The sequence below is a fragment of the Synechococcus sp. MIT S9451 genome, from assembly GCF_047304725.1.
GTDB lineage: Bacteria > Cyanobacteriota > Cyanobacteriia > PCC-6307 > Cyanobiaceae > Synechococcus_C.
On sequence record NZ_CP138971.1, the window covers coordinates 1,853,926 to 1,869,010 of the forward strand.

Annotated in this window: 15 protein-coding genes; 10 read left to right on the forward strand and 5 right to left on the reverse strand. The window is 55.1% G+C overall.

Translation table 11 applies throughout. From position 1 onward, the window contains the following. Positions 1-138 precede the first annotated feature (138 nt). A complete protein-coding gene (locus SIB72_RS09735) occupies positions 139-2,301 on the reverse strand; it encodes a C2 family cysteine protease (protein ID WP_413743753.1) in 2,163 nt (720 codons plus the stop codon). A 407-nt stretch (positions 2,302-2,708) separates the two neighbouring features. Further along, positions 2,709-4,877, reverse strand: a complete 2,169-nt coding sequence (locus SIB72_RS09740) for a C2 family cysteine protease (protein WP_413743754.1) — start codon at positions 4,875-4,877, stop codon at positions 2,709-2,711. A 269-nt stretch (positions 4,878-5,146) separates the two neighbouring features. Here SIB72_RS09740 and SIB72_RS09745 point away from each other — a divergent pair, with 269 nt between their 5' ends. The 8 genes from SIB72_RS09745 (at position 5,147) to SIB72_RS09780 (ending at position 11,828) form a co-directional block, all read left to right on the forward strand. Beyond that, a complete protein-coding gene (locus SIB72_RS09745; RefSeq protein WP_413745093.1) occupies positions 5,147-6,325 on the forward strand; it encodes a serine hydrolase domain-containing protein in 1,179 nt (392 codons plus the stop codon). Between the two features lie 371 nt (positions 6,326-6,696). Continuing rightward, positions 6,697-8,052 carry a calcium-binding protein gene (locus SIB72_RS09750; protein ID WP_413743755.1) on the forward strand — a complete coding sequence of 452 codons (1,356 nt, stop codon included), beginning with the start codon at positions 6,697-6,699 and terminating at the stop codon, positions 8,050-8,052. A 377-nt stretch (positions 8,053-8,429) separates the two neighbouring features. Then, positions 8,430-8,978: a hypothetical protein gene (locus SIB72_RS09755; protein ID WP_413743756.1), complete on the forward strand. Its 549-nt coding sequence runs from the start codon at positions 8,430-8,432 to the stop codon at positions 8,976-8,978. A 326-nt stretch (positions 8,979-9,304) separates the two neighbouring features. Beyond that, positions 9,305-9,490 (forward strand): hypothetical protein, encoded by a 186-nt coding sequence (locus SIB72_RS09760; RefSeq protein WP_413743757.1) that lies wholly within the window; start codon positions 9,305-9,307, stop codon positions 9,488-9,490. 47 nt (positions 9,491-9,537) lie between these two features. Continuing rightward, positions 9,538-9,978, forward strand: a complete 441-nt coding sequence (locus SIB72_RS09765) for a hypothetical protein (RefSeq protein ID WP_413743758.1) — start codon at positions 9,538-9,540, stop codon at positions 9,976-9,978. Between the two features lie 483 nt (positions 9,979-10,461). Beyond that, a complete protein-coding gene (locus SIB72_RS09770; RefSeq protein WP_413743759.1) occupies positions 10,462-10,842 on the forward strand; it encodes a carboxymuconolactone decarboxylase family protein in 381 nt (126 codons plus the stop codon). After that, a complete protein-coding gene (locus SIB72_RS09775; RefSeq protein ID WP_413743760.1) occupies positions 10,823-11,275 on the forward strand; it encodes a cupin domain-containing protein in 453 nt (150 codons plus the stop codon). Before SIB72_RS09770 ends, SIB72_RS09775 begins: the two co-directional genes overlap by 20 nt. A gap of 328 nt (positions 11,276-11,603) precedes the next feature. Beyond that, the gene (locus tag SIB72_RS09780; protein ID WP_115120923.1) at positions 11,604-11,828 is read left to right on the forward strand and encodes a hypothetical protein; all 225 of its coding nucleotides are present in this window, start codon (positions 11,604-11,606) and stop codon (positions 11,826-11,828) included. Between the two features lie 16 nt (positions 11,829-11,844). Here SIB72_RS09780 and SIB72_RS09785 read toward each other — a convergent pair whose 3' ends face one another. Then, entirely contained in the window at positions 11,845-12,084 is a 240-nt protein-coding gene (locus tag SIB72_RS09785) for a TIGR03643 family protein (RefSeq protein WP_115120924.1), read from the reverse strand. A gap of 4 nt (positions 12,085-12,088) precedes the next feature. Continuing rightward, positions 12,089-13,348, reverse strand: a complete 1,260-nt coding sequence (locus SIB72_RS09790; protein ID WP_413743761.1) for a cytochrome P450 — start codon at positions 13,346-13,348, stop codon at positions 12,089-12,091. An 8-nt stretch (positions 13,349-13,356) separates the two neighbouring features. Between SIB72_RS09790 and SIB72_RS09795 the strand changes: the two genes are divergently transcribed. Then, entirely contained in the window at positions 13,357-13,734 is a 378-nt protein-coding gene (locus tag SIB72_RS09795; protein ID WP_413743762.1) for a hypothetical protein, read from the forward strand. A gap of 230 nt (positions 13,735-13,964) precedes the next feature. On the opposite strand, the gene SIB72_RS09800 is transcribed toward SIB72_RS09795, so the two are convergent. Continuing rightward, on the reverse strand, positions 13,965-14,588 hold the full coding sequence (locus SIB72_RS09800; RefSeq protein ID WP_413743763.1) for a DJ-1/PfpI family protein: 624 nt from the start codon (positions 14,586-14,588) through the stop codon (positions 13,965-13,967). Positions 14,589-14,865: 277 nt separating this feature from the next. Here SIB72_RS09800 and SIB72_RS09805 point away from each other — a divergent pair, with 277 nt between their 5' ends. After that, the gene (locus SIB72_RS09805) at positions 14,866-15,027 is read left to right on the forward strand and encodes a hypothetical protein (protein ID WP_413743764.1); all 162 of its coding nucleotides are present in this window, start codon (positions 14,866-14,868) and stop codon (positions 15,025-15,027) included. Positions 15,028-15,085 lie beyond the last annotated feature (58 nt).

Sequence of the window (15,085 nt, forward strand, 5' to 3'; positions counted from 1 at the left end):
TAGACGACACTGCTTGATGATGGTTGGAGCTTTGGTTCAGTGAGACGGCATGGTTGCGTTGTGCGTCTTGGCCCTGGTGCATGAAAAAAGGTGGCCGTAGCCACCTCTGTGATCGTTGTGTTGGGCTGATTGCTGGAGTCAGGTGTTGCTCCAGCTCACAAATGCACCACGGCTGATCAGTTCCGCATGGGTCAGTGAGGAGTGGTTCTCGTCATAGGGGTTGCGGATGGTGTATTCACCAGTGCTGTCGTCGTAGCTCATGATCGTGCGGGCATGGCCGCTCCAGCCCACGGTGACGACGTTGTCGCCATTGACCAAGGCTTGGAGTTCTGCGGAACTGACGCCATTGATGCCGGAAGCATTGACATTGCCCCAGGTCGCGGAGAGACCGGTGACATGCTCAATCCCATTGGTTAGGGATCCCCAGCTGATGCCTTCATTGCTTGCAATGCCGTAGCGATTGGTGGCTTCCTGTTGGCCGAGGCGGCCGGATTCATTCAGCTGTGCATAGGCCTTTTCGGCCAGGGCGACCCAGAGTTCATTGTTGTCTGCCACCACGGCATCGGTTGCGGTGCCATCGCCGGCGTCGGCATGGAGGTAGGTTCCATCGGCTTTGGTCGCCATCATGCTGTCGACGGTGACGTAATCGGCTTGTCCGTTGGTGTAGAAGCGAACGCTGTAGGTGCCATCACCGTTGTCGGTGAACATGTCTTCAATCAGCTCGGCTTTTTCATTGGCCGTGCCAGCAAGAGCGGAGAGGAAATAACAGGACCCTGTCGCTCCTTGATCGACATCACCGGCGTTAATACCGTCAACAAAGAGACTGCCTCCAGCTTGCGTGTAGCTGCCGGTGTGAATCATCGGCCTGTCGGTTCCGAGCATTTGCTTGCCAATCAGCAGGTTGAGGTTCTGGGTGCTGCTACCAGCTTCCAGGTTGCCAAGTTCATTGCGAATACTGTCGTAGCCGGTGTACCAGGCATTGCTGTCATCGGAGAAGACCACCTTTTTGGAGAGGCCGGCAATATCAGCACGCATGGTGCCGTTGAAGGTGTTCCAGAATTGGCGCAGATCGGTGAGCTCGGTGTTGGTGACAGAGCCGTAATCGCCAGCACTTTTAAGGATGCCGATCACGTCGTTGCGATCAAAGTTGTAGTCGTATTTGATTGAGTTGAGAGTGGCATTTTTAACGCTGCTGTCATCAATCAAGCAATTGGTGACCTGTTCAAAGAGGTCAGCCTGACGGCTGATGTTGAGGTTGAAACCAGTGGCACCGTTGTTGTTCCAGGCTGAGCTGTTGTAGCTGTAGATGCGGCTGGTGTAGTGGCCTTCATTCAGGAAGGTGCTGATGTTTTCATCCTGGGTTCCCCACTTGTTCGACCAGGTGACCAGCGAACCACTGTCGTCATAGAGGGCAAGGCCAACATTGGCGCCCAAGTTGGAGAGGGAGAGGTCGTAGGTGCCGGATTTGCCGGCATGGAAGGAGAAGAAATCGTTGTAGTCACGATTACAGCCGCTGCCATAACCAACGGTGCCGATGACCTGCTTGTCATCGCGATAGGCGACGGTGCCGATGTCAGCTGCATTGCCGATGCTGTCGGTGACGTCGTAGCCGCTGGCTTCATTGGCGGAAAAACCGCTGCCCCATGTGAAGTTGTAGAAGGTTTCGGTGCCGGTGGATTGGTCGCGATCAAAGCGGTCTTCTGCGAGCAGGTTGTTCACCTCCGCGCGTTCGCCGAGATAGGAGAGCACATCCGGATCAATTTCAAAGATGGTTGGCATTGGCATGAAGCCAAAGAATCCGGCCTCCGTCTCACCGGTGAGTTGATCGAGCTGCGGTGGTGCGGTGTTGAGATCAGCTGGATCAGCTGGAGCGAGCTCAAGTCGCTCAGCGCTGGCTGGCTGTTGTGCGCTCGCGATGGCGCGGCCGTCTTGATGGCCACCGGTGAGTTGATCGATCTGGGCTGGATCGCTGTTGTCTTGCTGGCGATCGCTGCCTTGATCGGTCTGGGAGGGATCAGCGGCAACGCCTGCTGGCTGGCTGGAGTGGTGCTGGCTGGGTGTGCCCTGGTTCCAGAGTGCAGGGCGATGGGGCTTGAGTGTGGCGGCTTGTTGGTTCTGATCGTCGTCTGCCAAAGCAGAGATCGGATCCTGGGCGCTTAGAGGATCGGAGGCAGAGCCTGGTTGGAGGTTTTTCTGTTGGGAGAGGCCGTAGGCGGAGGGGTCTCCGCCAGCGACGCGCTGATAAGCATTGCTGGCGTCAAAACCGGTGAAGAGATCGCCGTCGAGGTTGAACTCAAGCATGGGAGAAAGAGAGAACGTTGGAGACCGGAGCGGGGTGTGGCCTCTGGATGAACTCAGTTTTTCCGCAGTGCTCACGTTGTGTGTTGAGCGAAATCAAGCCGGCTTGTGATCTTGCTCACAGCCAGTTTTCTTGCGTCATGCATTGGGAACAAACAGTGCACGACTGGACTGGGTGGCTCAGATATACCCCATTTTGATCACCTAATATGTTGAGGCCTATTGAGGAAATGATGGGGTTAATTTGGAATTGTTCTGATGTAATTTTGGTTCGATTTTTGCCATCATTCTTCGGGCCTTCAATCCCACATTCTCAAAGTGGGGTTGAAGGCCCAGTGGCGTGAATGGTTGCATGAAAAAAGGTGGCCGTAGCCACCTCTGTGATCGTTGTGTTGGGCTGATTGCTGGAGTCAGGTGTTGCTCCAGCTGAACTGTGCGCCCAGGCTGATCAATTGTGCATGGGTCAGTGTGGAGTGGTTTTGGTCATAGGGATTGCGAATGGTGTATTGGCCTGTGGTGGCGTTGTAGCCCGTGATGGTGCGAGCGTGACCGCCCCATCCTGCAGCCACGACACGGTTGCTGTTAACGAGGGTTTGCAGCTCCGAAGAGCTCACATTGTTTGCGCCTAAGCCGGACGAGCTTGCATTGCCCCAGCTGGAATTGAGTCCAGTGATATGGGTAATCGCGTCGGTGGTGAACCCCCAGCTGATGCCTTCATTCCAGGCAATGCCGTAGCGGTTTGTCGCTTCTTCTTGATTAAGGCGACCCGACTCGTTTAGTTGTGCATAGGCTTTTTCCGCAAGGGCAACCCAGAGTTCGTTGTTGTCGGCCACGAGTGCGTCGGTTGCGGTGCCATCGCCAGCATCAGCATGGAGATAGGTGCCATCGGCTCTGGTCGCCATCATGCTGTCGACGGTGACGTAGTCGGCCTGGCCATTGGTGTAGAAGCGAACGCTGTAAGTGCCGTCGCCATTGTCCTCAAACATGTCCTCAATGATCGACTCTTTTTTGTCGGCGGTGCCGGCAAGAGCGGAGAGGAAATAGCAGGACCCTGTTGCTCCCTGATCGATATCGTTGGCGCTATAGCCACCGATCTCCAGGGTGCCTCCGGCCTGGGTGTAGCTGCCGGTGTGAATTTCGGGCCTATCGGTGCCCAGCATGTGCTTGCCAATCAGCAGATTGAGGCTCTGGGTATTGGTGCCGGCTTCCAGGTTGCCGAGTTCATCGCGGATGCTGTCATAGCCGGTGTACCAGGCGTTGCTGGAATCGCCAAAGACTACTTTTTTAGAGAGGCCGGCAATATCAGCGCGCATCGTGCCGCTGAATATGTTGTGGAATTGCTGTAGATCGGTCAGTTCGGTGTTGGTGACAGATCCATAGTCGCCAGCACTTTTAAGGATGCCGATCACGTCGTTGCGATCAAAGTTGTAGTCGTATTTGATTGAGTTGAGCGTGGCATTTTTAATGCTGCTGTCATCAATCAAGCAGTTGGTGATTTGTTCGAAGCAGTCGGCCTGGCGGCTGATGTTGAGATTGAAGGCTGTTGCGCCGTTGTTGTTGGCAGCCGAGGTGTTGTAGCTGTAGATGCGGCTGGTGTAGTGGCCTTCATTCAGGAAGGTGCTGATGTTTTCATTCTGGGTTCCTGATTTGTTCGACCAGGTGACTAGCGAGCCGGTGTCGTTGTAGAGGGCGAGGCCGACATTGGCGCCCAAGTTGGAGAGGGAGAGGTCGTAGGTGCCGCACTTGCCGGCATAGAAGGAGAAGTAATCGTTGGCGTCACGTGATCTGCCGCTGCCATAGCCAACAGTTCCGATCACCTTTTTGTCGTCGCGATAGGCGACGGTGCCGATGTCGGCTGCATTGGTGCGGCTGTCGGTGACGTCGTAGCCGCTGGCTTCATTGGCGGAAAAACCGCTGCCCCATGTGAAGTTGTAGAAGGTTTCGGTGCCTGTGGATTGATCGCGATCAAAGCGGTCTTCTGCGAGCAGGTTGTTCACCTCCGCGCGTTCGCCGAGATAGGAGAGCACATCCGGATCAATCTCAAAGATGCTTGGCATTGGCATGAAGCCAAAGAATCCGGCCTGCGTCTCACCGGTGAGTTGATCGAGCTGCGGTGGTGCGGTGTTGAGATCAGCTGGATCAGCTGGAGCGAGCTCAAGTCGCTCAGCGCTGGCTGGCTGTTGTGCGCTCGCGATGGCGCGGCCGTCTTGATGGCCACCGGTGAGTTGATCGATCTGGGCTGGATCGCTGTTGTCTTGCTGGCGATCGCTGCCTTGATCGGTCTGGGAGGGATCAGCGGCAACGCCTGCTGGCTGGCTGGAGTGGTGCTGGCTGGGTGTGCCCTGGTTCCAGAGTGCAGGGCGATGGGGCTTGAGTGTGGCGGCTTGTTGGTTCTGATCGTCGTCTGCCAAAGCAGAGATCGGATCCTGGGCGCTTAGAGGATCGGAGGCAGAACCTGGTTGGCCGTTGTTCTGTTGGGAGAGGCCGTAGGCGGAGGGGTCTCCGCCAGCGACGCGCTGATAAGCATTGCTGGCGTCAAAACCGGTGAAGAGATCGCCGTCGAGGTTGAACTCAAGCATGGGAGAAAGAGAGAACGTTGGAGACCGGAGTGGGGTGTGGCCTCTGGATGAACTCAGTTTTTCCGCAGTGCTCACGTTGTGTGTTGAGCGAAATCAAGTCGGCTTGTGATCTTGCTCACAGACGCTTGAAAGCTAGTCAGCAGAGCACCTGGCAGCAGCGCTGAGCTGCTGTTGGTCGCTCTAAACCGACACGCACGCCAACCCTGATCAATGCCTAGATCTGACCGGGCTGTTTAGCGTGCGTGCAGCATAAGGACGGTTTGAACGCGATGTTTCGGGACCGACAAAGACTCTTTGACGGGGCCTGCGCTGCGGCGATTTTCTGCCTTGCCACGGTTCCCCTCGCCATGCCCACTGAGGCGGCAACCCCCTTCTCCGAGCTGCAGCAGCAGATCGACACGCTGCGACAGACGCACAGGATTCCAGGTGCTTCCATTGCAGTGATTGACGACGGCTCAATCTCTTGGGCTAGGGGATTCGGAGTGGCGGACCTTGCCAGCGGCCGACCGATGACGGCGGACACCTTGTTCCAGGCCCAATCCATCACCAAGACTCTCACTGCTTTGGCAACGGTGAAGCTTCTCGCAATCAAAGGGATCGCCCTGGATGAGCCTGTCAATCGTTATTTGGAGGACTGGACGATCCCGGAGAACGGCTACACCGCGAGAGTACCGGTGAGTTTTCGCATGCTGCTGAACCACACCGCAGCTTTGAGCAATCCCTACCCCGACGGCTGCTGTGGTCCGAAGGAAACTCTTCCGACCATGCAGCAAGTGCTGCGAGGACTGCCTCCAGCCAACAATGAACCGCTGACGGTGGAGCGAATCCCTGGCAGCCGTTTCGACTACTGCAACGGCTGTTACACGGTGCTGCAGATGGCGCTGGAATCAATCAGTAACCAATCCTTCCAGGCATTGATGCAGGAGTTGGTGCTGACACCATCCACCATGAGTCGTAGCACCTTTAATAACAACTTCTTCCTGAACGACAACAGCTCAATCGCCATTCCCTATGACATCGATGATCAGCCGCACCCTCGGGCACCGATGCGGCATCCCATCCTTTCCACGGGTTTAATGTGGAGTACGGCGAGCGACTTGGCTCGGTTCAATCTGGCCTTTGCTAAGGCGCTTAACTCCAGCCACATTCTGATTGAACAACCTTTGGCTCAACAGTTGAGCATCCCTAGTTCAACTGACACTCGTAGCCTTGGCTTCTTCATCGGTAACCGCAATGCTGATAGCCAGGCTCGGGGAAGGTATCTGTTTCATTCAGGCTCCGGAAACGGCTATCTCAGTCTTTCAATGATTAGCCTGGACGGAGATAATGGAGCTGTCATCCTGATCAACAAGGCTCCTAATCCCTGGACCACCACAAATATACCGCAATTTGCATTTATCAAAGGTTCCCTCGAATTGATCGGCGATGAGGGTGAATGGCCTGATTGATTGGGATGGTCCCGGAAATTTCACGTCTTTTGAAGTGAGTTGTTTTCCCGCTTTTTTCAGAAGGCTTTGGGTGGTGCTGTCATAGATGCCCGTTTGCTCTGTGGCGATGGAGTTTGCCTTTCGTTGGGAGAGCCGTCATCTACTCCATCATTGAGCTTGCTCTGGAAGCTATTGTCAGCGTGCTCGATGATGTTGAGCTGTGGTGAACTGTTGATGGCATCTTCATTTAAATTGTGCATTAGTGCTGTTGCCTAGGGCATGAATGCTTGAGAAGTCATGTGAACAATGTCACAATCTGGCCTGACCCAGGTCATTCGGTTGGGCATTGATTCCGGAGATGGTGAGTTCATCGTTTCATTTACACAAGAAACATGTCAAGCCTATTCAGCTTTTTCCTGCGGCAGCGACAACAAAGCTATCAGCAAGCCTTTAATGCTACACGTGCATACGAGTGGAATGAAAGGCTTAGGGCACGTCGAGATTATGAGACGCGTCAACAAATCAGCCAAACATTCTCTGCGATCAATCAGGCCTTTTCTGCTTTTTCAACTCAAGAGATTGATTATCGAGCAAACCAAGTGACCGTCATTGGTAGTGAGGAGAGAGGCGGTGGTTTGCCTTGGCCATTCGCAAGCGGGCGTTGGGAGACAAGAACTGTTGTTGGCATTGATGTTGAGCATGGTGATGGATTTAATACGGTAGGGCGAATACGAGTTCCTATTAGTAGTTACGTGATTCGTGGAACAGATGGTGATGACAGGATCACGCTTACGGGGAACACTGCTGATACAATTTACTGCAATGATGGTGACGATTTTGTGTCCTCGGGTGACGGGAATGACACTGTTTTAGGCGGAGATGGATTCGATACAATTGATGCTGGCGAAGGAGATAATTATATTCATGCTGGTGATGGAGGTGGAGTCGTCCAATCTGGAGATGGCGATGACCATATCATTGTTGGCCAAGGTAACCATACGATCGATGCTGGCGATGGTGACAACCGGGTCGAAGCTTACGGAGTCAGGCAGTTGCCTTTCCCGAACGATCCTGATTGTGGGGAGGAGGGATTCATTTTTGACGAATTCCCGTGTGGGCCTGCTTACGTAAGGTACGTTTCGTTAAATACAATCCGTACGGGAATTGGAAACGACCGCATTACTGCAACAGGGGACACAAATGTTCATTCGCTGGGCGGGAATAATACTATTCGGTTAAGTCATGGCAGAGATGTCGTTGAAGCTGGTAATGGGCATGACTTTATATACCTTGGTAGTTTTGATGACTTTGCCTCGTCTGGTGGCGGCAGTGACTGGGTTTTTGGTCAAGATGGTAATGACATTCTCGCGGGTGATGCCGGCCGTGACCGTCTCAATGGAGGTCGTGACGACGATGTGCTGATCGGGGGCAGTGGAGTTAACGATTACGTCGGTGGCTCGGGTGCTGATACCTTCTCGCTTTCTCGAAGGCAAAATCATTGGAGGGGCGTCAATGAAGAGACGTTTGATGTAGTTGCCGATTTTAATGACATTGGAGATAAGGCAATTGTTTCTGCGGATACGGTTGTTGAGATTGTTGGGAGAAGGATTGAGTTGTCTAGAGGGGGGGAGCTTGTCGGGGTTTTAGAAAGTTCAGGGGGTATAGCAATCAGTCAAGAACGCGTTGGTCTTGACATGGAGGTTGGAATTGTTGCTCATACGGGAGGCATCGGCATTGATCTTGTATAGATGATTCCTTTTTATGTTGATTGTGTTTTGGGTTTAGTCCTTAGGGCCTTCGTCGATTCTCTGTAAAGCAGCTACAGAGCTCACAACTCAAGCCCCAACCGTTGAGACATTGGATGCAGGTCAGCAATCTCGAAATTTCTTCGTTGAGTTAATGACCCCTCCCTCGCCCCGCCACCAGCGGGGCTTTTTCATGGCATGACGTCGTAGAGATCAACGTATTGAAGCGCTCTCAGCCCAGCCACTGACTGGTGTTTGCGCTGTTGTGAGCAAGCTCACAGCACTGCTTGAGTCGGATCAGCAGGTCAGCTGGTGATTCCGGAGATGGTGAATGCATCGGAGGGAGCGATCCCACCTCACTCATCACCCCCATCAGAGCAATGACCACGATCAAAACCATCGCCGCCGCTGCCGCCTCCCTCGCCGCTGGTGCCACCTTGATGACCGTTGCAGGCCCTGCAGCGCAAGCCAATCCCTACAACACCTTTGGCCGTGCCGGCGGCTGTGATTCTGTCGCCCTTGGTGGTCGTGGCCCTAATGGCGGTGGATTCATCGCTAGCCGTGACTGCGGCGATCACCGCAACTGGGCCTCACGGGAAGCACGCCGCAATCGCCAACACGACACCCAAACCCAACTGATTGGTCTGGGTGGTGGCCTGCTGGGTCAAATCATTAACGGCAGCCAGCAGCGTCAACAAGCTGCTTCTGTCTCGTCCTCTGAACTAGCTCTGCTCAGGCAGCAGCAAGAGATCGAGCTGCTCAAGATGCAGCTGCAGATGCGGCAGCAGCCCGGCTACGGCTACCAGACGGTGAACTACGCCCCTGCTCCTCAGGCTCCTATGTATCACCAGCCTGCTTATGGCTATCAGCAGCAGAGCAGCTACCAGCAGCACTCCGGTTACGTGCAGCAGCCCCGCTACGGCTACTGATTAGACCGCCGGGGAGCCTGATGCCTGCGGGCTGAAAGCAATACAACACCAGTGAATGGAAAAGCAGGGCAGTCAGTGGAGGTGAGGACTGATCCATCCCCCGGCAAAACACCACAAAGCCCCGCCACAAGCGGGGTTTTGTGGTGTCTGTGTGTGTTGTCAGCTCAGGCGATGACTGGGGTTTGAGTTTTTCACCAGAGGTGCACCAGAACTGTGCAGGAGGATCACCAGAGCTGTGCAGTGGGGTTCACCAATAGGGCTGTGATCTTGAAGGAGTCGAGGGGGCAACACCCCACACATCACTCACTCAACTCACTTTTAAAACAATGACTCACTTCAAAGAACAAAACACCCAACTCACCGACGATCAACTTGAGGCCATCACTGGTGGGATGGGTGGTGCTGCTCGATTGGGAAGGGTTGCAGGAGAGCAAGTCAAACAAATGCTTGAGGAGAGACGAAGAAATTACATCAACAGACAAATCGAACGCAGGCGTCGCGTGAGTTCCTGACCCACGTGGTCCGCCATCATTAGTTCGCCACTCCTGCTTCGGTAGCCATGAACGCCTTGATCTCGATAGCCGTTCTTTTACTGGCATCTGGAGCCGCTCCTGAGTCCCTCTCCCCTGATGGTCAGCGCACCTATACGTGTGGTCGTGAGCGTCAGTCGGCTGCTGGCTGTTTTAACGCCTGGACCAAGCTCAGCCATGAGGGGGAGTCGGATGGTTGGGTCCCCGCCTATTGCAGTGATCAACCTGATGAGTACAGCAACGGGAGCTGCTATGGCGGTGGCGTTCCCTGGTGGTGGTGGAACGGCAGAGGCCGGATTGGTGATCCGGTGCTGAAGGACTTCTGGTTCCGTGATTATGCGGGACCTGAAGTGAATGGCGTGTTCCGCAATAACAATGCCTACGGCGATGCCCATCGTTTGCCAGGTGAGCACCATTGCTACAAGGCCAAGCAGAGCACCTTTTGCATGGAGTTCATGCAGCCTCGCTAGCTCCTGTGGTGAAAGGTTCGGAGGTCTGCGGCTTCGAACAAGGTTCTTCGGGGTCAGAAGCGGACGAGCGACAGTCATGATTCGTGCTGGGAGATGGCTCTTCACTTGCACTGGCAAATCCGATCTGGAGCTAGTGGGGTGACAACTCAGTACCAGCGGTTCTTGCCTAGGAGTTTGTCGGGAAGCCTGAAGCCGTCAAAGTGAGGCTGAGAGCGATACAAGAGCCGAAAGGGAAAAATAGGGGGCTTAGCGTCATCGCTTCGATCTCCAGACAAAACATTCATACCAGTCAATCCACGCCGGTTAAGAGGGTTTATTGCCCCGGAGCCTTCGGTTCAACAGACCATTCGTGAACTGATTCGATCAAAGCCAAACAGAAACGTGGGCAACCTATCCAGAGCGTTGCTATGAGATAGGAATGCAGCCTAAGCCGACTTAAGTCTTGGCCAGTTCTGTTCATTCGTAAAATCGCACCAAATTTCTATGCCATCAGAAAAATATGTCCAAGGCATGCAAGAAATGAGAACACATTTTGGCGACGCTGCTGATCAATGGATCAAGACAATTCACTCAATCTATCCTGAATTTGCCAAGGTGAATGTTGAATTTCCGTTTGGTGAGCTATACAGGCGAGATGTGGTCGACGACAGAACGCGTGAGCTGTGTACTGTTGCAGCGTTAACTGTGCAGGGCTTTGCTCTTCCAGAACTTAAGGTTCATATCAAGGGCGCATTGAATACCGGATCAACCAAGGCAGAGGTTCTTGAGATTATTACTCAGATGATTGCATATTGTGGATTTCCGGCTGCAACGAATGCACTGTTAGCAGCGCAGGAAGTGTTTAGTGAAATCGAACGTGCTTAGCCGCAAAGGTATGGAAAATTACGGCATAGAATTTTGGCGTGTATGGGTTAACGACAGCGGCGAAAGTTGCCAGAGCTTGCATTCGCTCGTGGGGCACAAGCAATCAGTTTTTGCTGAAGGGGCTGCGCCAATTTGGAGTGCAATGCACTACAATGCTAGTGCGAAATTGATCACATTAATTCTATTTCCAGGCGAGATTTGTGAGTGGCATGAAAATCCAATGCCTCAATGGATCATTCCTTTGCGCGGACGCTGGAGCGTGGAGACGATGGATGGCACGATAGTGGAAATGGGTCCTGGAGACATCAGCTTTGGCGGTGATCAGGGAACAAACAACAGGCAAGGACATCGGTCTTGGGCGGTAGGAGAAACACCTGCTGAACTTCTTTTGATTCAAGTGAAAGGAGCTCCTCCATGGAATCCTTGTGTTTAAGCAAAGTCATGCCATTGCTCAAACCACAGGCCTCACCCTGCTGCGAATACATCAACTAGTCCACACCGTTCTTTGGCGCATGGCGATCAACTAGCGGGCTGTTCTTGTTCGGCATCCTCACTGGATGGCGAAACAGCCTTGGAGGCAGGCGTCACACTGAAGCCCTTTTTATCCTCTGTGGCCTTCAGCCTGCTTGAGGCTCTCGCCTAGCTGCATCGTCCGCAGAAATGCTTTCAGTTGCTCGAGGGCCACAGGTCGTTCAGGAGTGGGGGATCATCGCTGATGGCAGCGGTGCGTCAGCATCAGCGCATTGATCTAAGGCGCATCGATGGCTCTGCAACTGCAATCCTCTGAGTTCCTCCATGAGGACGGCATGACCTATTGCATCCGCCGCGAGACCCTCGAGCAGGACTTCACCATCTACGCAAAGTGCGGTGAGGAATGGATTGATTGCGGCCTGGATCAAGCCGTTAAAGACGTGAATTTTGCTGAGTTCAAGCGCCTGGGCCTTTTGATCAAAAAGATCATGGATGCCGATCAGTGGCTCGCCTGAAGCGCCGCCGCTGAGCTCACTTGTGGCCCTTGGCGCGAAAGCGATTCGATGGGTTGGTGGCGCCGTGTTTGGTCTTGCGCCCGCTCACGCGCTTGCGCCACAGCTTGAACGAGGAGGCCTTCATCGATTGGCGCATCACCTCGATCACCTCCTGCTCAGAGAGGCCGAACTGGTATTCGATCGCTTCAAAGCTGGTGCGGTCTTCCCAGGCCATCTCGATGATGCGATCGAGCTCATCGGGTTCAAAGCTGCGCATGGTCTTAGCGCCCTGTTGCGGTCACCATCAGCCCGCTACGGGGCGTGGGGCTGGGCACCAACTGCAGCGCTAGATCCTGATCAGGCACCAGTTGCAGCTGCACTTTCTGCAGCAGACCAACGGCCATCAGCCGGATCTCCAGTTCGGCGAGCGCTTTGCCCAGGCAGACCCGTTCGCTGCCGCCAAAGGGCAGCAGGGTTTGATCAAACGATCCATCGCGATGGCGCTGCGGGCGGAACTCGCTCAAATCGGTGCCGCTGGTGGCTGCTGTTGGCGTGAGCGCCACCTGGATCACGCTGTTTTTCGGCACGGCCACATCAGCCAGCTCAATGGCATGCAAGCTGCGGCGGAAGAAGCCACCCACCGGTGGGGTTTGCCGCATCACCTCCAGCACCGTGGCATCCAATTGTTCGGATTGTGGTGATGTGACCGCTGGCCACGGGGACGCGATCACATCGCTGCGGAGCCACTCCATCACCTCTGGATGCAGCAGCAAGGCGCGGAACAGGCAACTCAGTGATGAAGCGGTGGTTTCGTAACCGGCAAAGAGCAGCAGCAGTAGTTGCTCGGCCAGGTCGTCGTCATCGAGGGGGATACCGGCTTCATCAAGGCCGCCACTGAGCAGATCAAGGCCGCCTTGGTTGCTGCCTTCTTTGAGGACCTCCTTGATGCGATGCAGCAGCCGTTGTCTGGCGCCCATGGCTTTGGCAAAGGGGGTTCCGGGGATGGCCAGCGGAATGGAGAACAGGGCCTTGGTCCAGATCTCAAAATCAGCGAACAGGGCTTCTCGGCTGCTGCTATCCAGACCCAGCACCGTGGTGGCGATCACCGCAAAGGCAAAGCGGCGCATGCGTGCGGCCAAAGGCACAGGGCCATTGGCTGCGATGAGCTCATCGGCAAGTTCATCAACCAGGCCAATGATTGATGGGGTGTAGCGAGCCAAGGCCGCGTTGGAGAACAGCTGGCCCACCACGCGCCGGCGAGCTTTATGTCCCGCTCCGCTGCGGTTGGCCAATGAGCGGCTGCCCAGCAGTTTTTTGACGCTCTCAGGCCACCAGCCCTCCAGCGACTCGCTTTGGCTGAAGAGATCATTGATCGCCCGTTCACCGCGGATGAACACGATCGGCTGGTTCAGCAGCTTGGTGGCGAAGACATCGCCATAGGTCTCAAAGCGCCGTTGGGCAAAGCCGGGATCGCCAAAGAAATCGAGGGTTTCTTTCAGGCCGCTCACCGCACCGGTGTTGGGCAGAGGTTTCGCAGGCATGGGCCCAGGTGCGCGCAGTGATCAAGTTATCGATTCCGCCCGGTCTGCTGACGCTGACATCCGCCGGCTGGCTGGCTAGCTGTCGTGATGGAGACAAGAGGGTCATGGAAGCGAAGTTGCTGCTCATGGTCGTGGTGGCCCATGTCGCCAGTGCCTTTTTCAGCAAAACCATCGCCGGGCAGAAGGCCCGCAGCAGCAAGAACTGGTTTTGGGCTGGTTTGATCTTTGGTCCGCTGGGATTGATTGCTGCGGTGGGTTTGGCGGACCGCCATCAGATCGTCTATCTGCGTCACTTGGCTGAAACCCAGGGCTATCAACCGCGCCACAAGTGCGGCGGCAAAGCCAAGCAAGAGTCTGAATCAGCGATCAATGCCTTAGGGCGTTGATCGCTTCGTGTTGCTCAGCTGGGACAGAGGAAACGGCCGGGTGTCGATGTCGCGGTTGGTCAAGACAACTTGGTCGTCGACGATGAAGGCGTCAAGGCTCACGCTCAGCCAATGCGTTGCTAAAAACCAGGTTTGCAGGAGTTGTTGGCAGCCCGAATACTCTGCTGGGATTGTGTCTGCTGCCAAGGCTTAGGCAGATTCAAAACTCCTACGACTGAGACGTTCAGGTCTTAATCGCCAACCAAGCCGTGCAATGCGGCGAAGGGGTCCCAATCGGCATCGCGGTGCCAGTCGTATTCAGCGAAGCTGGCTGCCTGCTCGGCGGCCTGGTGGCTGACCAGCTTGGCAATCACCGCCAGCGACATATCAATCCCAGCAGACACGCCTGATGAGGTGAAGAACTTGCGGTCTTCCACCCAGCGCGCTTGCTGTTGCCACTGCACCTTTGCGCTTTGGGAGGCCGCCCAGGCAAAGGCCAACTTGTTGGTGGTGGCGCGCACTCCATCGAGCACCCCCGCTTTGGCCAGCAGCGCGCTGCCGGTGCAGACCGAGGTGACGAGTTCGGCTTGCTGCGCACGCTGCTGCAACCAATCGAGGAGCACAGGATTGTCGACTTCCCTCCTGGTGCCGATGCCGCCTGGAACGAGAACCACGTCGATGGCTGGCGCCGATTCGAATGAATCGTCGCTGACGCTTTTGGGGCCCTGGCGGCTGGCCACCACGCCGCCATGTTCTGAGATCAAGCGGATCTCGAAATGGTCAGCTGCCATGCCGAACATCTCCAGCGGCCCAAAGACATCCAGTAGCTCGAAGTCCTCAAAGAGGACAACGCCAATCGTTCGTTTGGATCGCATTGGTGATCTGGCCGCTCAGTTGCCTGGGGTGACAGCTGTTGTCGTCGATGCTGAGTGCAGGCGTTGGACGCGTCAAGATGGTTGCCACTGGCTCGATTGGAGCGCCAGAGTCAATGCTTGCGGGGTTCCCACACACCCTTCATGATCAATTCTTCGGCATGCAGCTCGACGCCGTTGGCTTTTCCAGAGTTGATGCCAGCCGATGCCGTTTCACTCAGAGACCGTGATTAGCTGGTGGAGTGGCTGAAACCCTCCAGACTCAGATCGCTTTGATTCCATGCTGATGGCCACCCAACCAACGCCGGCATCAGTTGACGCTCTTCTCCCCGGCGCCGTGTTTCTTGCTGCCCTCAGTCTGGAATCGGTTCTGGGTCCTGAAGCCGGTCTGGGAGTCGCTGTTGGCGTTGGCCGTGGATCTCTCTTTTATTTGTTTTTTTGAGCGGCTGGGCATGGTCGTGGCTGAGTCTTTCCATCTAGGGCGAATCACAAGGGCATGA